20 protein-coding genes are annotated in these 19,669 nt (G+C 38.4%); 12 read left to right on the forward strand and 8 right to left on the reverse strand.

Going from position 1 to position 19,669, the window contains the following annotated elements; all coding sequences use genetic code 11:
* A partial coding sequence (locus UXI14_RS11425) for a CvpA family protein (RefSeq protein WP_277900378.1) occupies positions 1 to 484 on the reverse strand: 484 nt, incomplete at its 3' end.
* A gap of 157 nt (positions 485 to 641) precedes the next feature.
* Between UXI14_RS11425 and UXI14_RS11430 the strand changes: the two genes are divergently transcribed.
* The 10 genes from UXI14_RS11430 (at position 642) to UXI14_RS11475 (ending at position 12,611) form a co-directional block, all read left to right on the forward strand.
* Positions 642 to 998, forward strand: coding sequence for a hypothetical protein (locus UXI14_RS11430; RefSeq protein WP_277900575.1), 357 nt, complete (start codon positions 642 to 644; stop codon positions 996 to 998).
* A gap of 128 nt (positions 999 to 1,126) precedes the next feature.
* The gene (pheS, locus tag UXI14_RS11435) at positions 1,127 to 2,146 is read left to right on the forward strand and encodes a phenylalanine--tRNA ligase subunit alpha (protein ID WP_335966237.1); all 1,020 of its coding nucleotides are present in this window, start codon (positions 1,127 to 1,129) and stop codon (positions 2,144 to 2,146) included.
* A gap of 30 nt (positions 2,147 to 2,176) precedes the next feature.
* Positions 2,177 to 2,572, forward strand: a complete 396-nt coding sequence (locus UXI14_RS11440; RefSeq protein WP_335966239.1) for a hypothetical protein — start codon at positions 2,177 to 2,179, stop codon at positions 2,570 to 2,572.
* 592 nt (positions 2,573 to 3,164) lie between these two features.
* The gene (locus UXI14_RS11445; protein WP_335966240.1) at positions 3,165 to 4,364 is read left to right on the forward strand and encodes a histidinol-phosphate transaminase; all 1,200 of its coding nucleotides are present in this window, start codon (positions 3,165 to 3,167) and stop codon (positions 4,362 to 4,364) included.
* Positions 4,364 to 5,488, forward strand: coding sequence for a permease (locus tag UXI14_RS11450; RefSeq protein ID WP_335966241.1), 1,125 nt, complete (start codon positions 4,364 to 4,366; stop codon positions 5,486 to 5,488). The genes UXI14_RS11445 and UXI14_RS11450 overlap by 1 nt, the downstream gene beginning before the upstream one ends.
* A gap of 91 nt (positions 5,489 to 5,579) precedes the next feature.
* Entirely contained in the window at positions 5,580 to 6,095 is a 516-nt protein-coding gene (locus tag UXI14_RS11455; protein ID WP_335966242.1) for a helix-turn-helix domain-containing protein, read from the forward strand.
* Positions 6,095 to 7,219 carry an efflux RND transporter periplasmic adaptor subunit gene (locus UXI14_RS11460; protein ID WP_335966243.1) on the forward strand — a complete coding sequence of 375 codons (1,125 nt, stop codon included), beginning with the start codon at positions 6,095 to 6,097 and terminating at the stop codon, positions 7,217 to 7,219. The genes UXI14_RS11455 and UXI14_RS11460 overlap by 1 nt, the downstream gene beginning before the upstream one ends.
* Before the next feature lie 23 nt (positions 7,220 to 7,242).
* The gene (locus tag UXI14_RS11465) at positions 7,243 to 10,383 is read left to right on the forward strand and encodes an efflux RND transporter permease subunit (RefSeq protein WP_335966244.1); all 3,141 of its coding nucleotides are present in this window, start codon (positions 7,243 to 7,245) and stop codon (positions 10,381 to 10,383) included.
* Between the two features lie 13 nt (positions 10,384 to 10,396).
* The gene (locus tag UXI14_RS11470; protein WP_335966245.1) at positions 10,397 to 11,794 is read left to right on the forward strand and encodes a TolC family protein; all 1,398 of its coding nucleotides are present in this window, start codon (positions 10,397 to 10,399) and stop codon (positions 11,792 to 11,794) included.
* Positions 11,795 to 11,915: 121 nt separating this feature from the next.
* Entirely contained in the window at positions 11,916 to 12,611 is a 696-nt protein-coding gene (locus UXI14_RS11475) for a Bax inhibitor-1/YccA family protein (protein ID WP_335966246.1), read from the forward strand.
* A gap of 42 nt (positions 12,612 to 12,653) precedes the next feature.
* Here the strand turns inward: UXI14_RS11475 and UXI14_RS11480 are convergent, their stop codons facing one another.
* From UXI14_RS11480 to UXI14_RS11495, 4 genes are all read right to left on the reverse strand, one after another.
* On the reverse strand, positions 12,654 to 13,553 hold the full coding sequence (locus tag UXI14_RS11480) for a DUF1080 domain-containing protein (RefSeq protein ID WP_335966247.1): 900 nt from the start codon (positions 13,551 to 13,553) through the stop codon (positions 12,654 to 12,656).
* Between the two features lie 14 nt (positions 13,554 to 13,567).
* Entirely contained in the window at positions 13,568 to 14,086 is a 519-nt protein-coding gene (azu, locus tag UXI14_RS11485) for an azurin (RefSeq protein WP_335966312.1), read from the reverse strand.
* Positions 14,087 to 14,181: 95 nt separating this feature from the next.
* A complete protein-coding gene (locus UXI14_RS11490) occupies positions 14,182 to 15,300 on the reverse strand; it encodes a Gfo/Idh/MocA family oxidoreductase (protein WP_335966248.1) in 1,119 nt (372 codons plus the stop codon).
* A 98-nt stretch (positions 15,301 to 15,398) separates the two neighbouring features.
* Positions 15,399 to 16,361: an alpha/beta fold hydrolase gene (locus tag UXI14_RS11495; RefSeq protein WP_335966249.1), complete on the reverse strand. Its 963-nt coding sequence runs from the start codon at positions 16,359 to 16,361 to the stop codon at positions 15,399 to 15,401.
* Positions 16,362 to 16,539: 178 nt separating this feature from the next.
* Between UXI14_RS11495 and UXI14_RS11500 the strand changes: the two genes are divergently transcribed.
* Positions 16,540 to 17,019, forward strand: a complete 480-nt coding sequence (locus tag UXI14_RS11500) for a thioesterase family protein (protein WP_277900365.1) — start codon at positions 16,540 to 16,542, stop codon at positions 17,017 to 17,019.
* Between the two features lie 19 nt (positions 17,020 to 17,038).
* On the opposite strand, the gene UXI14_RS11505 is transcribed toward UXI14_RS11500, so the two are convergent.
* The gene (locus UXI14_RS11505) at positions 17,039 to 17,947 is read right to left on the reverse strand and encodes a DMT family transporter (RefSeq protein ID WP_335966250.1); all 909 of its coding nucleotides are present in this window, start codon (positions 17,945 to 17,947) and stop codon (positions 17,039 to 17,041) included.
* On the reverse strand, positions 17,937 to 18,293 hold the full coding sequence (locus UXI14_RS11510) for an ArsC/Spx/MgsR family protein (protein ID WP_335966251.1): 357 nt from the start codon (positions 18,291 to 18,293) through the stop codon (positions 17,937 to 17,939). The genes UXI14_RS11505 and UXI14_RS11510 overlap by 11 nt, the downstream gene beginning before the upstream one ends.
* 144 nt (positions 18,294 to 18,437) lie before the next feature.
* Here UXI14_RS11510 and UXI14_RS11515 point away from each other — a divergent pair, with 144 nt between their 5' ends.
* Entirely contained in the window at positions 18,438 to 18,905 is a 468-nt protein-coding gene (locus tag UXI14_RS11515; protein ID WP_335966252.1) for a DinB family protein, read from the forward strand.
* Here the strand turns inward: UXI14_RS11515 and UXI14_RS11520 are convergent.
* Positions 18,871 to 19,632, reverse strand: coding sequence for a DUF3298 domain-containing protein (locus UXI14_RS11520; RefSeq protein WP_335966253.1), 762 nt, complete (start codon positions 19,630 to 19,632; stop codon positions 18,871 to 18,873). The genes UXI14_RS11515 and UXI14_RS11520 overlap by 35 nt on opposite strands.
* Between the last annotated feature and the right edge of the window lie 37 nt (positions 19,633 to 19,669).

Raw genomic sequence — 19,669 nt, forward strand, 5'->3', positions numbered from 1 at the left:
AAGCATCTCTCAATACCCAGTTAAACACAAAATCTCCTAGTTGTTTTACCGGTTGGTACACAACCGATGAATCGATGGTTTCTTGATCGATAAATTGAACGGTTTGGTTGGACTTATGTATAAATATTAAAACCGCACCAAGGATAACCGCTATCTTTAACCCACCAAACAAGGCGCCCAAAATTCGGTTTAAAATACCCAAGGCTACCAAATTTGCAATTTTTGTAAGAAGTTTTCCCAACAGGGAAACTATAATAATAATGCCTATAAAAGTTAGGGCAAAGGCCGTTAAACTTATGTATTTTTGGTCCCAGGTTACCTTATCCTGCAAATAATCGCCTATAAAGTAAGAAAAATTAATGGCGCCATATATTCCTAGAATAAGGGCTACCAAAGAAGCCACTTCAATAAAAAGGCCTTTCATGAACCCGCGGACGAGCCCAAAAAGAATTAATCCGCCCAAAACAATATCTATATAATTCATTTATGGCAATGTAGTTTCAACAAATATAAATCTTTTCTAAGCTTTTATCGCTAGTTATAAACATTCCGTGGACAAAAAAGGTTTTGATCAACTTACAAATGCAAACAATTATCTTATTCAAACCATAGAACTTACTATTTTTGCACAAAGTTTAATTATGGCAAGAGACGAAGAATTAAAAATGAAATGGGACTTACTGGTTACAAAGCTGTCCAGTCAGTTTGCCGATGGAGATACGTTAGAGCTGGATGCCATTATCTATTTGGTGGGCGTACAGGAACTGGGCCAATTGCATAGAACTTTTAAAAAAGATGAAAAGCTTAACCTAATGCACATAGCCATTTGCAGGTTGTTGGAGCCTTATGGATATTACGAGTTTGATTTTTTTGATAAAGATGGCTGGCCTCATTATAAGTTAAAAGAGCAGTTGCCAGTACTTAAGTCGGGGGAGCAGTCGGTATTAATGAAAGAAGCATTGGTTCAATATTTTGTTGAAAACGGTTTTATAGAGTAATGGCGATTCTGATTACCAGCCTAAAGTTGAATTTCGGTGGATGTGTTAAAGCATTACGATTAAGTTTGAGAAGGTGCATTATATTCTCGGGAAATCTTTAAATTTGCCTTTCCAAAGAAAAAATGGTTATGATCGATACTATAAAGGAGCATATTGAAAAAGTAAACAGCTTTACTGCTGGTACTTTAGATGAAGTAGAAGCTTTTAGAATTGAATATTTGGGTAAAAAAGGGTTGTTGAACGACTTTTTTGCCGAATTTAAAAATGTTCCTAACGAGCAAAAAAAAGTATTTGGGCAAACCATCAACGAATTAAAGGCTGCTGCTCAAGAAAAGGTAAATGCCTTAAAAAAGGCCTTGGAGCATAAAGACGTTGATAAAAGTTTCTATGGAGACCTCACGAAGCCCGCAATTCCTTTGGAGCTAGGGAGCAGGCACCCAATAGCTATTGTCAAGAACCAAATTATAGATATATTCTCCAGAATTGGCTTTAATGTTTCTGAAGGTCCCGAAATAGAAGATGACTGGCATAACTTTACCGCTTTGAACTTACCTGAATACCATCCTGCACGTGACATGCAGGATACTTTTTTTATTCAAACCGACCCCGATGTTTTGTTGCGTACGCACACCTCGTCGGTGCAGGTACGGTACATGGAAAACAATACGCCGCCAATTAGGACTATTTCTCCCGGGCGTGTTTATAGAAACGAAGCCATTTCTTCGCGTTCGCACTGCTTCTTTCATCAGGTGGAAGGACTTTATATAGACAAAGGGGTTTCGTTTGCCGACCTAAAACAAACACTTCAGTATTTTACCACGGAAATGTTCGGGAAGTCAAAAATCAGGTTAAGGCCTTCTTATTTCCCGTTTACCGAACCAAGTGCCGAAGTCGATGTGTATTGGGGGCTGGAAACAGAAACCGACTATAGAATGACCAAGGGCACGGGCTGGCTAGAAATTATGGGCTGCGGAATGGTAGACCCCAATGTGTTGGAGAATTGCGGAATAGACTCTAAAGAATATTCCGGGTTTGCTTTTGGTATGGGCATAGATAGGATTGCCTTGTTACTGCACCAAATTTCGGATATTAGAATGTTGAGCGAGAACGATATCCGATTCCTAAAGCAGTTTAAATCTGCCTTGTAGTTATTTTTATACACCATTAAATTAAGTTGCGTGAAAAAAGATATTGAAATTCCTGTTGCAGAAAATGTTTATGTGGCCGCTGTGCAAGAATGGGACGAAAAACGACTATCAAGAACTTGGTATGCATACTTAATAAATAACAGGGAAACCAGCCTGGTGGCAACCATTGTAGTTTCTAAAGGTTATGGGAGCGATGTAATAACATCAACTATGAGGCACGGCTTTGGCTTGATGGAGGCTAAATCGTACCGAAAAATCGAAATACTTCAAGAAGAAGTCTTCAAGTTGAAAAACGAATTTTTCCTTACTTTTTTTGATGATAATAAATTATACGAACGAAAGTTTGTTTTTGAAGAATATCAAATTTCCGAAGTAAATAAAGAGGTTATCCCTTTAATAACCGAAGAGGGGGTTCTTGCCCTATAATAAATACCCATACTTTATCTACACTACTATTTTCTTTATGTATAGATTTTTATAGGAATTATTGAATAGTTTCTATATGTTGCTATTCAATATAATCCATGGAAATAAATACACGATTGCCTTTAATTGTGTCTAAATATACAGCAGCCTATTGTATTGAATATATCTTTTAAAAACATGAAGAAACTTTTTTCGAAAAAAACCCGCAAAATCACATAGTTGAGGTTCTTGGCAGTTTTTGTAATATGGGTAACAATAGCGTCCGACGTTTATATTGAAGCTTGTGTAGACCATAACATTATTAAACTTTGGATAGATATATGGTTGTTAGTCTTAATGGTTTTGAGGCAATTTATGTTGATCAGGCTAAAATATATATTGATTAACAGCATAGAGGGCGAAGACACTACCTTTACGTTGATTCTGCCGTTTCAATGATTGTTTTTTAACATATCTTTTAAAATAACATCAAAAAATAACATTTTATTTTAATCATTTTTAAATAAAGCCATGTGGCTTTTGAAATATTCTCATAGGTTTTTTTGTCGGGCTGATATAACTTGTAGGGGCCTAATTTATAAATCTATAAGAAATGAAAACCAATTACAGAAACAGTAGAAGGGAATGGTTAAAGAAAGGTGCAATAGCTGCGGGCGCGCTTGCTTTTAGCCCCTACGAATTATGGAGTGCCAAAGTGCACGAAAGCCACATTGACCAACAACCACTGATGTTTAAAAATGCTTTGAGCAATTTTAATGAATTCACGCCCCCAAAATTTCCTGATTTAAGCACTGTTAAAGCAAGGTTGGTATGGAACGAAAATCCTTATGGTCCATCTTCAAAGGCATCTGCTGCCTTTCAGCAGGCAGTTACAGAGGGGAACCATTATTCGTGGGGTTCTTTAGGAAAACTGGTAAAAAAAATAGCCCGAAAAGAAGGTGTTGAAACAAAGAATATTATGATGGGGCCGGGTTCTTCCGATTTATTAGAGAAAACGGCAATGGTTTATTTTGGGGATGGAGGGAATGTTATTAGTGGGGATCCTTGCTATATGTCGCTTGTCCATGTAGCCAAAGCATCGGGTGGCGACTGGAAACCCATTAAGCTAACAAAAGACTTTCAGCATGACCTAGATGCAATGGAAGCAGCCATAGATAGTAATACAAAGTTAATTTATATAACAAACCCCAACAACCCGACCGCAACCTTAACAGACACAAAAAAACTATACGATTTTTGTGACCGGATTTCAGATAAAGTGCCTATTTTTATTGATGAAGCTTATATAGAACTTTCGGCAGGGGGATTAAAAAATAGCATGGCACCACTTGTGGCCAAAGGTAAAAATATATTTGTGGCACGTACCTTTTCTAAAATATATGGCATGGCCGGCCTTCGTATAGGGTACATGCTCGGGAACGAAAAGTCCCTTAAAGCCATTAACCAAATTACAAGGGGAGGTATGGGAATTACAGGGCCTACCATAGCTGCTGCAAATGCTAGTTTGGACGATGTTCCTTTTATTGAAGACTGTAAATCCAAAATAACTTCAGCAAAGAAGTTTACCTATAAATTGTTGGATGATAAAGGGATTAAATACCTTCCGTCTGAAACTAATTTTATACTCTTTCCCATTGAAATGGATGGCGATGAGTTCCTGGATAAAATTTACGAATACAAAGTAGTGGTCAGGGCCTTTAAGTTCTGGGACCAAAATTGGTGCCGGGTAAGCATGGGAACCCTAGAGGAAATGGAATATTTTGCCGCTGCAATTAATAAAATCTTAGTTTAATGGAATTCGCATTGCAAAAGACCATATCGTTATTGATTTTTATATTAATTGGCTTCCTCCTTAAACTTAAGTTTAAAAACCCGGAAGAAATAACAGGGCTTAAAAAAATAATCTTAAATCTGGCATTGCCCGCTACCATTTTTATTGCTTTGTTAAAAATAGAAATAAGCACAGGGCTGATGCTGCTTCCTTTTTTCGCCATATTGCTAAATGTGGTTTTGTATGCCATAACAGGATGGATGCTTCCTTTAATAGGTATTTCAAAAAATTCTGCAATAGGCAGGACCAGCCGCTTGCTTATCCCTTCGCTGGCACCCGGGCTATCGTGTTTTCCTTTTGTGCTGGAGTTTTTGGGTGATAGTTATTTGGCAAAAGCCGCTATGGCCGACTTGGGCAATAAAATCTTTGTGCTGGTGGTTTTGTACATTATAGCCATGAAATGGTTTTATAAAAACAATCATAGAGAAATGGGGAGGGTCAACAATTCAAAAAAAATTAAGGATTTGCTTTTAACCATGCTCAAAGAGCCAGTTAATATCTTCATATTTGGGGCACTTGTCTTTGTGTTGTCGGGGGTTCATTTAAATATGTTACCAGTTTTTTTAAAAGATACCTTTACAAGGCTTAGCCTTATTATGACGCCGTTGGTATTGCTATTTATCGGGTTGGCATTTAAAATAAAACGGTTGCAATTTGTCCAGATATTTTCAATGCTCATGTTGCGTGCCGGTATTGTTTTAATATTGGTTTCCCTATTTGCCCATATTGTCGGGATAGGCCAAAATGGCGATGTACTTTTAATGGTGTCTTTTTCGTTAAGTGCCTGTAGCTTTTGGCCATTTGCCCATATCTCTTTGGTCGGTTCTGCCGAAAAAAGCAAACATGCTAGCACTAAAACATTCGATTCTAATTTTGCAATTGGCGTATTGGCACTTTCACTTCCAATATCCACGATCCTTATTTTAGGAATCCTTTCGGCAGGAAATATGTTTGCCCATGCTTTTAACTTGTTAATTTTGGGTGTATTATGCTGTTTTTCAGGTATTTTTGCTGTACTTTGTAAAAATATAAAATTAATTAAACAAGTTTCCTCTTCCAAAGAATATTCAGAGAGCAACGCCTAGTTGCTGTTAACATATCTTTAACTAATAATTAACTTCTTTTAGTTCGGTTTTTGCCGAACTAAAAGTATTTTTGCACTTTTATTATAAAAGAATGGACCGGAAAGAACAAATGTCTAAGCTTAAAAAGGAGCTTATTGAAGAAATGGGCGTGTATTTTGAAAGTCAGGATATATTGTCGCCACTGTCTTCAAGGATTTTTGCTTTGTTGGCATTGGTAGGCTACGACGGTGTTACCTTTGATGAGATTGTAGATGAACTAGAGGTGAGCAAGAGTTCTGTTTCTACCAACCTTCAATTGTTACAGTCCATGGGGCGGATAAGTTATTATACAAAGCCGGGAGATAGAAAGAGATATTTTAAAATATCGGTAAATGATATGGTAAATAGATTGGATGATAAAATTGATTCATGGCAAAAAGAAAGAAAGCTCCACGAAAAAGTTGCGAATTACCGTAAGGAAATTATAGCAATTAGCGATAAAACCAACAGCGAAATACAAAAGGATCTTTCATTCAATATACATTACATAGAATTTGTAGATAAAATGATAGAAAACCTTCAAAAATTAAAAACAAACATATTAATAACAATCAATCAAGAGAAATAATGAGGTCAAAACTATATTTGAAATTACTTATTATAGGTGGAGCTGTAATGCTTTCAAGTTGCGGGGGCAAACAGGAAAGTAATTCGCAACAGCAAGCACCGCCATTTCCGGTAGTAAAAGTTGAAAGCAAAAAAGTAACAGGATACCAAACCTATCCTACAAGTATAGAAGGAATCGTAAACAGTGCCGTGAGGGCAAAAGTTTCCGGATATATAAAGCAGGTGTTGGTAGACGAAGGTCAGAAAGTAAACAAAGGCCAAACGCTATTTAGGCTGGAAACCGAAACATTGACCCAAGACGCCGATGCCGCCAAGGCAAGTGTAAATGTTGCACAAGTTGAAGTGGATAGACTAAAGCCCTTGGTGGAAAAAGGAATTATAAGCAATGTTCAGCTAGAAACAGCCAAAGCCAATCTTGCACAGGCAAAAAGCAATTACAATAGTATCAATGCCAACATTGGGTACGCAACCGTAAAAAGTCCTGTAGATGGGTATGTAGGGGCAATTCCGTTTAGGGAGGGGACCCTTGTAAGTCCAAGCGACCAAGTACCGCTTACAACTGTTTCAGATATCAAAGAAGTATATGCATACTTTTCCATGAATGAAAAAGATTACTTGGACTTTCTTCAAAATACAAAAGGCGAAACTTTAGAGGAGAAAATCAAGAACTTTCCCAAAGTAAACTTATTGCTGGCCAATGGGGAACAATACAAACAAAAGGGGGAAATAAAAACGGTAACGGGACAAATAAACGAAAATACGGGAACGGTTAGTTTCAGGGCTACTTTCGACAACCCAAACAGATTGCTTACCAACGGGAATAGTGGAAAAATACAAATTCCTGCCGTTTATACCGATTTACCCGTGATTTCCCAGGAATCTACTTTTGAAAGGCAAGGTCAGGTACTGGTATATCATGTAAATGGAGATAATAAAGTGTCATCGGAGGTTATAAAAATTAAAGATGGTGTAGACAATTTATACGTGGTAGAATCGGGGGTTAAAATTGGCGATATAATTGTTGCAAAAGGCGTGGGCAAGTTAAGGGCCGATATGGCAATAACCCCACAAGAAGTAGCCTACGATAGTATAACCAAGCCAATAAAAAAATTATTTAGAAACTAATCCAGAAGCTTAAAAAATAAGTCATGCTAAAGACATTTATAGAGAGACCCGTACTATCTACGGTTATCTCAATTATAATAGTAATCTTGGGGGTTTTAGGTATTTTAACCTTGCCTATCGAGCAATATCCAGATATTGCCCCTCCAACCGTTCAGGTAAATGCCACGTATCCCGGGGCCAATGCCGAAACAATCCTTGAAAGTGTAATTATCCCCATTGAAGAACAGGTAAACGGGGTTGAGGGAATGACCTATATTACTTCAACGGCAACCAATTCGGGAACGGCAAACGTTACGGTATATTTCGATCAGGAAACCGACCCCGATATTGCTGCGGTAAACGTGCAAAACAGGGTTGCCCGTGCAAATCCTTTATTGCCGCAAGAAGTAATACAAACCGGGGTAACCACTCAAAAGCAACAAACCAGTTCGCTAATGTTTATCTCGTTTTATTCTACGAATGAAAATTACGATGCCACCTTTGTTCAGAATTATTTAAAGATTAATGTAATACCCGAATTGCAGCGTGTTAATGGTGTTGGAGACGTAAGGGTGTTTTCCAGTCAGGATTATGCAATGCGTATTTGGTTAAAACCGGAAAAACTGGCCGCATACGATTTAATCCCTTCTGATGTAAGGGCGGCCCTTAACGAACAAAGTTTGGAAGCAGCAGCAGGATCCTTGGGCGAAAACAACGGCGAGGCCTTTTCGTATGTAATTAAATATAGCGGACGCTTTAAAACAGAAAAGCAATACGAAGATATTATTATAAAGGCTTTGGGGAACGGGCAATATTTACGCTTAAAAGATGTTGCCGATATCGAGTTGAACGCACAATCCTATGCATCCAATTCTACCACAAAAGGATATCCCAGTATCAATATGGCGATATACCAGACCAAAGGATCGAATGCACAGGAAATTATCGAGACCATCCGTGCTAAACTGGACGATTTAAAACCTAATTTCCCCAAAGGAATAGAAATTTTTATCCCATACGATACCAACGATTTCTTAACAGCATCAATCGATAAGGTAATACATACATTGATAGAAGCTTTTATTTTGGTGTTCTTGGTAGTGTTTATCTTCCTTCAGGATGTGCGGTCTACTTTAATTCCGGCCATAGCGGTTCCGGTGGCAATTATTGGGACTTTCTTTTTCCTTAATGTCTTTGGGTATTCCATAAACCTGTTAACATTATTTGCATTGGTATTGGCCATTGGTATTGTGGTAGACGACGCTATTGTTGTTGTAGAAGCGGTACATGCAAAAATTGAAGAAGGGGGCGCTAAATCGTCCCGCTCTGCAACCATTCATGCAATGGAAGAGATTTCAGGGGCCATTATCTCGATTACGCTTGTAATGGCCGCGGTATTCGTTCCGGTTACCTTTATTCAAGGGCCGACCGGGGTTTTTTATGAACAATTTGGTATTACCCTTATTGTTGCCATTGTTATATCGGCTGTAAATGCATTGACCTTAAGTCCTGCTTTATGTGCCCTGTTCCTTAAAACCCATACCGAAGAAGAAAAGAAAAACACCACTTTCCTGCAAAGGTTTTACAATGGGTTTAACAAAGGGTTTAATGCTACTACCGAGCGTTATGGTAGGTCGTTGGGCTTTTTGTACAAACACAAATGGATTACCGGCGTTGTTATTTTAACGGCCGTTGCCGGAATTGTGTGGGTTTCTTCTACAACGCCAACAGGTTTTGTGCCCAACGAGGACAGGGGTATTATTTTTGCGAATGTTGAATTACCTCCCGGAGCATCGCTCGATAGGACCGGGGAAGTAAACAATAAATTGTACAACGCCGCCAAAGACCTCCCCGGAGTAGAAGGGGTGTCGGTAATTAACGGCTTTAGCTTGCTCGGCGGGCAAGGGAGTAACTACGGACTTGGATTTATAAAATTGAAAGATTGGGAAGAAAGAGATGAAGATTCGCTCTCGGTCGATGCACTTACTAAAAGATTATTTGGCATTGCAGCTACCATTCCCGAAGCCAATATTATATTCTTTGCGCCTCCAAGTATTCCCGGCTTTGGTATTTCTTCCGGTTTTGAAGTGAATTTATTAGATAGGTCCGGAGGTGAATTTACGGCTCTTGATAAAACCAATCAGGATTTTATGATGGCTCTTATGAAGCATCCTCAAATTCAATATGCGCAGTCTTCTTTCAATACAAGTTATCCACAGTACGAAATGGAAATAAACGTACCTGTTGCAAAAGAAATGGGAGTACCCATCAACAGTATATTTTCAACATTGCAAGGATATATTGGCGGTGTTTATGCAGCCGATTTTGCCAGGTTCGGGAAACAGTATCGTGTGTATTTGCAAACGCTCCCCGGTGATCGTGAAAACAAAGGCTCGTTAAACGAACTGTACGTTAGGACCGGAAATGGAGAAATGGCTCCCATTACACAGTTTGTAAAATTAAAAAGGGTATATGGGCCACAATCTGTAACACGCTTTAACCTGTTCAATTCATCGAAAGTAACAGGAGCTTCAAATCCCGGTTACAGTACCGGTGACGCCATTGCCGTTGTACAGGAAGAAGCGGCCAAATTGCCCGGAAATTACGGTATTGCCTATTCAGGTTTAACCAGGGAAGAGGTCAACGCCGGAAGCCAAACCATATTGATTTTTATTTTAAGTATTGTGTTTGTGTATTTCTTGCTATGTGCCCAGTACGAAAGTTATTTGTTGCCTTTGTCGGTTATATTATCATTACCATTAGGGGTGTTCGGAGCCTATTTTACCACCAAAATGGTAGGGCTGGAAAACAATATATATTTCCAAATTGCGCTTATCATGCTAATTGGGCTACTTGCCAAAAACGCCATTTTAATTGTTGAATTTGCCATACAAAGACGAAGAAGGGGCGAAAGCCTTTCAGATGCCGCTATTCATGGTGCAAAAGCGCGTTTAAGACCAATTTTGATGACTTCTTTTGCCTTTATACTTGGGTTGATGCCATTGGCGTTGGCCGGTGGCGTAGGAGCATCAGGAAACCGATCTATTGGTACCGGTGCTGCCGGAGGAATGTTGATAGGAACAATTTTAGGGGTATTTATAATTCCTATCCTATTTGTAATCTTTCAATGGCTGCAAGAAAGAATTAGTGGGAAGCCAGAATCAGTAAAAGAAATTGAAGCTTAAAAATAAGATGATAATGAACGTTAAAAAATATAAAATTTTATTAGGTCTTTGCATCCCGTTACTGTTGCAATCTTGTTTTGTGGCTAAAAAATATGAAAGACCGGACGTAGAGACCGATAATTTGTACCGTACCGATCAAATTACTCAAGACAGCACTTCCATTGGAATGGTTTCTTGGCGGGAACTTTTTAAGGATCCCATACTGGAGCGGCATATAGACACTGCTTTGGTAAATAATTTAGATATAAGAATAGCCATACAGCAAATAGCCGCTTCTGAAGCATATTTGAAACAGGGAAAAGCGGGCAATTACCCCACATTGGGGCTTGATGCTTCGGTAACAAGGCAAGAGAACTCGCAAAACAGTCAGTTTGGGAGCATTTTCAGTCAGCCAATAGAACAATACGACCTAACGGCAAACCTCTCTTGGGAAGCTGATATCTGGGGAAAGATAAGAAGTAACAAAAGAGCTTTTGAGGCTACTTACCTACAGAGCTTGGAAGCACACAAAGCGGTTAAGACCGAGTTGGTTGCCGCTGTAGCTTCAAGCTATTATCAATTGCTTTCTTTAGACGAACAGCTTAGGGTAACAAACGAAACAATAGAAACGCGGGAAAGTAGCCTGGAAACCACTAAAGCTTTAAAAGATGCCGGAATGGTTACCGAGGTTGCCGTACAACAAACGGCAGCGCAATTGTATACTGCTAAAGCCATAAAAATAGATTTGGAAAACCAAATTAAGTTGCTGGAAAATGCTTTTTCTATTCTTTTGGCTCAACCGCCACATGCTATTGAACGCAGTAGTCTTGAATCGCAACAACTAACAACCGATTTAGTGGTTGGGGTTCCTTATTTGTTATTGCAAAACAGGCCCGACGTTGTTGCGGCAGAATTTGGTCTGAGAAATGCTTTCGAGCTTACCAATGTTGCCAGAAGTAGTTTTTACCCATCCATTACTTTGAGTGCAAGTGCCGGTTTTCAAAGTTTGGATTTTGACAATTGGATCGATGCCAGCTCTATCTTCAATACTTTGGTGGGTGGGCTAACACAACCCATATTGAACGGCAGAAAGATTAGAACTCAATATGAAGTTTCCAAAGCGCAACAAGAACAAGCACTACTGAATTATAAAAAGACGCTTTTAACGGCAGGACAGGAAGTATCGGACGCTTTGTACCGTTACGATGCCGCATCAGAAAAAATAGAAGTAAGGGAAAAAGAATACGAAGCTTACAACAAGGCTACCGAGTATTCTGAAGAATTGTTAAACCAAGGGTTGGCCGATTATTTAGAAGTACTGAACGCCCAAGAGAATGCATTAAATTCCGAACTGCTTTTAATAGAAAACAAATACACAAAACTTAATGCTGTTGTTACACTTTACCAAGCTTTGGGTGGAGGATGGCAATAGTATTTTTATGTCTCATAATTTCTAAATTTTATTCATGATTTTGCCCCGGTATTTATGGCCGGGGCATTTTTTTGGTTTTATTAAATAAAAAATGTTATTTAGTTCCCTAAACTATTTTACTATGTCTATAGATCATTTGTCACAAGAAGAAATTAAGGCAGAACAGGCCCGTTTTATGACCAAAGTATATGGGTGGATGTCCGGAGCCTTGATATTAACCGGATTAATAGCCGCTTGGGTGGCAAATACAGAAGCCATTATTAGTGTAATTTTTAGTAACCGTTTGTATTTTTACGGCTTATTAATTGCCGAATTTGCTTGTATTGCTTATTTAAGTGCTGTAATCGGTAAGATAAGGGCTAATACGGCAATTGCTTTATTTTTGGGATATGCCGTGTTAAACGGATTAACATTTTCTGTTATTTTTTTAGCTTTCACAACGGCATCAATAGCCACTACTTTTTACATTACGGCTGGGACTTTTGGCGTAATGAGCATGTATGGATATTATACTAAAACCGACCTCACTTCGGTTGGAAATATAGCTTTTATGGGACTTATAGGAATTATTATTGCTTCTGTGGTAAACTTCTTTTTTCAAAATGAAATGCTGTATTGGATCGTAACCTATGCCGGGGTATTAATTTTCGTGGCACTTACGGCCTACGATACCCAAAAGATAAAACAGCTTAACATAATTGGTAACGAAGGAACCGAAGAAGACACCAAAGAAGCTGTTATGGGAGCACTTACATTGTATCTGGATTTTATCAACTTATTTTTGTTTTTACTTCGCCTTTTTGGCCGAAGGAAGTAGGAAAAAAAGAAGTAAAAAAATAATTACTATAAATCTAGTTGCTTAGTTGGCCTTCTCAGCTTTCAATAAGGCATCAATTGTTGCTTGTAATTCTTCCTTGTTGTTGTAAATAGGGTTTAGGTCTACAATTTCAACCTTTCTAAATTCAACGGGGTGGCTTTCACTTTGTATGGAAATATAACCTTCTGTAAGTGGTTTTCCATCTTCTTTTATAGCCGGATCGAAGTTTTCTACGCCGCCATCGCCAATTTGTGGGTGTGTGTATTCTAAAACAGTTTTACCATCAATAATATGTTTTACAATAGAATCTTTAAGCACTAAAAAAGTAGCCCTTACCCATTGGTCTCCACGGTATGTTTTTGATGAAGAATTGGTGCAATGCGGGGTAAATATAGAATCGTTTAGCATAACGTTGGTGCCGGGGGTGCATAAATTTAAGGTTGGGCGTTCTTCATCGCTATTGGCATCGCCGCCTAAAAACTGCCCTTCTATACTTATGGGGAAATCTTGGTCTTTCAGCATAGTTTCCGGGGCCTGGCCATGCAACATGGCTCCGCTGTTTCTCCATGCCCAACCTTCTCCATCAGCTATTTGTTCGCCAACAAAGCGGTATTCTATTGCAAGAAAATATGCAGAGAAAGACTTGTTGTAAAAAAGATGCCCGTATTGTCTGTCAAAAACATTGTGGTAATCATCGTAATTAACAACAATTTTCCCGTCTTTTACAGAAAAGGTATTGGCATAGTTTTCGCCAACTTCGTGTTTAGAAATTTTAGGAACCCAACCGGAAAGGTCTTTGCCATTGAACAGTTGTTGCCATTCCGGTTGGATTGCTATATCAGTTTTAGATTTTTCAATGATGTTTTCCTTTTTCTCTTCTTTGCCCTTACAGCCAATAACGATTACAAAAAGGCTGCATAGAATAAACTGATATATTTTCATTTTTTAATTGCTTGTTATTCAACAATAAATTTTCCTTGCATAGCGGCAAAATGCCCGGGAAAACTACATAAAAAGTCATATGTTCCGGGAGCGGGTGCTTCAAATTCAATGGTGTCGCTTTCTCCGCCTCCTAATAATTTGGTATGTGCAACAACGGCATCTGTGCCTTCGGGAATATAGTCGTTTTCGGTAGCGGCAGTGGCAGCGGTGGCAAATTCAACCAAATCGACATCTTGTTTTAAAATTACCAAGTTATGCCCCATTACTTTTTTATCTAGTTTGCCCACATGTTTTAAGGTAATGGTAACTTTTTGCCCTGCTTTTACACGAATTTCACTTTTGTTGAATTTCATCATGTCGTTTGCAGTAATAACCACTGTGTTTTGATCTTCTTCTGCATCAGAAGCTTTGCTTGCACTTGTTGATTCTTGCTCGTACTGGAATTTTTCTTCTTTCTTCTCCTTTTTACCATCGCCACAACTAATAATGGCCAATGAAAAAAGACATGCAACAATTTTACTGTATAGTTTCATTTGATCTATTTTTAATTTGAATGCTAATATAAGTATTTCTATGGCTAATGCTGAAGCCATTACTTATAAAAATAGTTTTATAACGCTTTTTTGTATTATAGTGTTAATGTTATCTTTTTCGATTGGTCGACGGCCTTATAAATTGCTTCTATAATTTTTAGGTCTTTTAGTCCTTCTTCGCCATTAACGGGAATTGCGGGTTCTGTACCTTTTAATAGAATGTCTGCCATGGCATCCATTTGGAGGGTTTGCTGCGGGGTATGGTCTTCGGTCAGGGCTTTAAGGTGTGTGCTCCCTTTTATGGGGCCATAACCGGTAGCCGGATGTAGTTGGGCAAAGCCTTTGGCTCCGTTTAAAAAGAATTTGTCCAGATTGTTCATGGCATAGGTCGATAGACATGAGGCCACGGCACCGCTGGGAAATCCTAATTGAAATTGAATGGTCTCATCTACGCCTTCCTTGAATTTTTCGGGATTGGTTTTGGTTTCCTGGGCCGTAACCCAAATAGGTTCTTCGCCTACCATATATCGGGCTCCGTTTATGGAATAGATGCCAATATCTACCAAAGCGCCCCCGCCGGCCAATGCTTTGTCGAGCCTCCATTGATTGGGGTCGCCAATATTAAATCCCGACAGCCCTTGGAAAAAATCTATTTTTCCAAAATCCCCCTGTTTTCTCATGTTTACCACCTCTAGGGTATTGGGCTCAAAATGCATTCTGTAGCCAACTAAAAGTTTTACTCCGGCCTTTTTACAAGCATCGACCATTTCTTTTCCTTCTTGGGCACTTATTGCCATGGGTTTTTCGCAAATTACGTGCTTGCCGGCTTTGGCAACGCGAATGGTTTGGCCGTGGTGCAGGGCATTTGGGGTAATAATGTATACGGCATCTATATTTGGATTGCTGGCAATGGCATCAAAATTTTCGTAGTTGTACCTGCTTTCCTTTGGTACATTGTATTTTTCTCCCCAAGTTTCCAGTTTTTCGGGGGTACCGCTTATAAGGCCGGTTATAATTGCTTTATTGCATTGTTGCATTGCTTTGGCAACCCTGTTTGCATAGCTTCCCAAGCCCATGAGTGCAACCTTTAGTTTTGGTTCTTTTGAAGCGGGATTGTGTAAGTGCATTAAATAATTGGGAGAATTCCAACCTACAAGGGATAGTCCGGCAGTTGATATGGCTACTTTTTCTATGAATTTTCTTCGGCTTTTCATAATTAAATGGTTTTTGATTGTATTTTTAAAAGTAACGTATTTTTAGTGCATGGTTAAGCTTTGCGAGGGAAAATGCGCATCTTTTCATGGGTTACCATTTATTTTACGATGCTTTTAACAAAAGCGATGGCCCTTTTTTCATTGTAATAAACATTATCGCGGTCGAAAAAGCCAACATGCCCCCCGTATTTTGGGATTTCTAAATATAGGTTGTCTTTGTTTTTAGAAATTTCTGATGGATAACAGGAAGGCGATAAAAAAGAATCGTTTTGCGCATTGAGGATTAAACAGGGAACCTCAATATTTTTTAAATTGTTAACAGAACTGCTTTTATCGTAATAATCCAATGCATCATAAAAGCCGTGTGCCCTGGAAGTATATAGGTCGTCAAAATCTTTTAGTGTTTTAATGCTATCTATTTCTTCCAGAGAAACCTGGCCGGGGAAAGCCACTTGTTTTTGCCTTAATTTTTTTAGCAGTGTTTTTTTAAACCGCTTTGCATAAATAGTGTTTTTTAACTTGTGGATTTCTAGCATAGATCCATACAAATCGCATGGCACAGATACGGCCACGGCTGTTTTTATTTCTTTTGGTATGTTATGGGTGCCAAGATATTTTAACACTAAATTTCCACCGAGGCTAAAACCGTTCAATACAATAGTTTTGTAGGTGCCCTTTTTTATAAGATGATGAATTACAAGTTCGACATCGTTTGTAGCGCCCGAATGGTACGATTTAAACGTCTTGTTTGGTAATCCGCTACAGCTCCGGTAGTTAATGGACACTGCGTCAAAATTGTTTTCATTAAATATTTTGGCACTTCCGGTTATGTACGGGCGTTGTGCATTTCCTTCCAACCCGTGTAAAATTACAACTGCCTTTTCTGTTTTTTTAACCGAATAAGACCAATCGATATCTATAAAATCATTATCGGGGGTCTGGATTCGCTCCCTTTCCTGGGAAATACCTTTTACTTGACGGATGAGTCCTGAATAAATTGTTGAAAAATGGCCGTTTTTGAATAAATGCGGGGGATTGTAATTGGAAGGTACTAGTGGCATTTTCTTTTTGTTGAAATGATATTTGTATTTAGTTAAATATTATGCGTGCATAATAATAAGTTTGTAAATTTGTAGGGCTCCTTCAAAGTTAAAGTATTTTTAGGGCAATATAGTTTTCCTATAAAATATTCTTATAGATTTTCGAGGGGTTTTAATGGTAAAATAAATAGACTTAAATATGTACACTAAGGAATTTGAAATACGCTGGAACGATTTGGACGCTAACCGCCATTTGGCCAATAAGGCTTATATAGAATTTGCAGCACATACCCGGATGTCTTTTTTAATAGAAAACGGATTCGACCAACGCTTGCTGGGGAAGTTAAATATTGGGCCGGTGGTTTTTTACGAACATATCTATTATTTTAAGGAAGTTTTTTCCGGAAAGCCATTAACGGTTTCCTTGGAGCTGAAAGGAATGAGCGAAGACGGGATGTTTTTTGAATTTCATCATAATTACTACGATTACAAGGGAAGAAATGTTGCGCATTGCGAAATAATGGGGGCCTGGATCGATTTGGAAGCCCGTAAATTAATAGGTCTGCCAGAGGAGGTAAGTCATTTATTTGATAAAGTGGAGAGGGCAAAAGATTTTAGGGTGCTAACGAAGGAAGATACCCGAAGACACGCTAAAACCCCCGTCGACCTGAACGTTTAAAACATTTTTTGTGCTTTTATCACGCCTTTTCTTTAACAACGGGCGGTTTCTTGGTTTTTGTAACCATATAAACTCCCAAAAACACGAGCCCCGCAGCAATTACTTTTACAAAAGTTAGTTTATCGGCGCCCACAATAATGGCAAATAAAATACCTATAAGGGGTTGCAAATACACAAAAGCACCAATGGTAGATGCTTTTAACTGTTTTAGTGCAAATATGTTTAATAAATAAGTTGAAAATGTTGTGCCCACAACCACAAAGGCCATCCGCCATATGGCATCAAAAGGGAGCGAGGTCCATTTAACAGCCGTAAACTCTGTAATGGTAAAAGGGATGTTGATGATAATTCCAATGGTAAAAAGCCATCTCATAATGGTAAAAGCATGGTATTTTGCGGTTAATGGCTTAACCAGTACCAGATAAATTCCGTAAGAAGTAGCATTAATCATAAACAAAATATTGCCCAATGCTATGTTTGGGGCTCCTTGTTCCACGTTTTCGCCAAACAGGACAAGTCCCAGAGCACCGGCAAAGCCCAACAAAATGCCAAATGTTCTAATAAAGGTTACCCTTTCTTTAATGATAATTGCAGATAATATAAAAACAATTATTGGTGTAAGCGTAACAATAACGGCGCTGTTTATGGGTGTTGAAAGACTTAGTCCTTTAAAGAACATCAACATATTGATGACCATCCCGAAAACGGCACAGCATGCAAGCCGTGGCCAATCCTTCTTGTCAATTTTTTCTTTTGGTCCCCATATGCTTATTATCCAAAATAAAATGGCCGCACCGGAAACCCGCAATAAAATAAACCCGAAAGGCTGTATAAACGTGGGCATTACATCTTTGGCAACAGTATGGTTTATTCCGTAAATCAGGCTGGCACCAAAAGCTGCCAATAGCGCTAATATCCTATTGTTCATGTATGGCTTGCTTTGCGGTTTCTACGGTTTTTTTGCTGTTTCCTATAAAAATGGAATCGTTAACAATAATAACGGGCCGCTTTAAAAAAGTATAGTGCTCAAGAATGAGGTTTTTAAAATCGGTTTCTGATAATTTTTTGTTTTTTAGGTCGCGTTCTTTGTACAGCCTGGCCCTTTTGCTGAACAATGCTTCATAAGAGCCTGCCAGCTGTTTCATTCCTTCCAGTTGGTCGTTGGTAATTGGTTCGCTTTTAATGTCTTGAGAAATAAAATTTTCAGGAAGGTTGATTTCATCAATAATCCTTTTACAGGTATCGCAAGTACGTAAATGGTAAATCTTTTTCATGCTGCAAATTTAAAAGTATTAGTCGGAAATATGTTTCTTTATTTAAGATTATAACATCTTTTTAAAAAGTAGTTTCTACTTAAAATTTAAAAGTTATTTTTGATCATTAAATTCAATTAATAGCAACCCCAAAAAAACCTAAGAATGATCGATTATCAGTTTGATGTCCTCGAAAAAAGTAGGCGTCAGGTACTTAAATTAACCGAAGACCTTACGGAGGAAGAAATTAACCAAATTCCCAAAGGATTTAACAACAACATAGCCTGGAACGTAATCCACTTATTGGTTACCCAACAGCTGCTTTGCTATAAATTATCTGAAAAGGCAGGCTATGTAGACCAAGTTACCATTGACAATTATAGACGGGGAACAGCCCCAGACCCGGCAAGGCAAGTTTCTTTAAAGGAATTTGAAAAATTCAAGGAAGAATTAATGTTGAATGCATCGAGAATTAAAGCCGATTATCCCGAGTTTACAAAATTTAACAGCCTTACCACCAGTATCGGGATAAGCATTAACTCCATTGATGATGCCATTGCTTTTAACAATTATCACGAAGGGTGGCATATTGGTTATATTATTGCCCTTCGGCGAGCCATTCGGGCTTTATAAATTCTTCTGCTTTGCTGTATGGAATTTCAATTTTTGTCAATCCATCGGCATAGGCGGCAATTTCATAGGGATTGTAAATTAATACAATGCCCTGCCCGTTAAAGCCAATGCTATTTGGCAAATGGAAAGCATCGTTTTCAAACATAAACCCGGAGCTGTTAATATTGGCTTCGGGTTTTAGGTTTTCTTGTTTCCTAAAAGCTTCTTCGGCATAATTAACAAAAGCGTCCACATTGGTAAAAAGGTCTTCGGCACTCAATGCTTCGCCGGTAAGGTCGTTAAAGTTTAAAAAACTCACGCTACCATAACCATGTGCGCCACCGGTAAATACATAGCTTTCTATTTTTATAGATGAAAAATGCCCGTTTTCAAAAGAAGTTCCGCCTTTAATGCTAGCTTCCCATGGAACGATATCTTCTGGAAAGCGTTCTTTTAATTTTTTATAATCGTTTCTAAAAATGGCAATGGCCTCATTAATAGTTGAAGCTTTTTTTTCTTCAGAATAATTAAGGACATCAATAACAAAAGAATTGATTTCTGTATTTATCTTTTCGGTAACTGCATTTGCTGGTTGTGCCTGCGGGATATTGATTTTTACCTGGGGGCAATCGGTACAGTTATCGGTTACCATATCTTTGTTTACATAACTAATGGTTTCTTTGTTTTCGCACCCCAAAAACAATGCGGTACATACAATTATGAAGATTGAAAAAGACTTTCTGGACATAGGCTGTTAAATAAAAAATAAAGGTACGGCGTTCTTT

Source organism: Galbibacter sp. PAP.153 (assembly GCF_037029175.1).
GTDB classification, from domain to species: Bacteria; Bacteroidota; Bacteroidia; order Flavobacteriales; family Flavobacteriaceae; genus Galbibacter; species Galbibacter pacificus.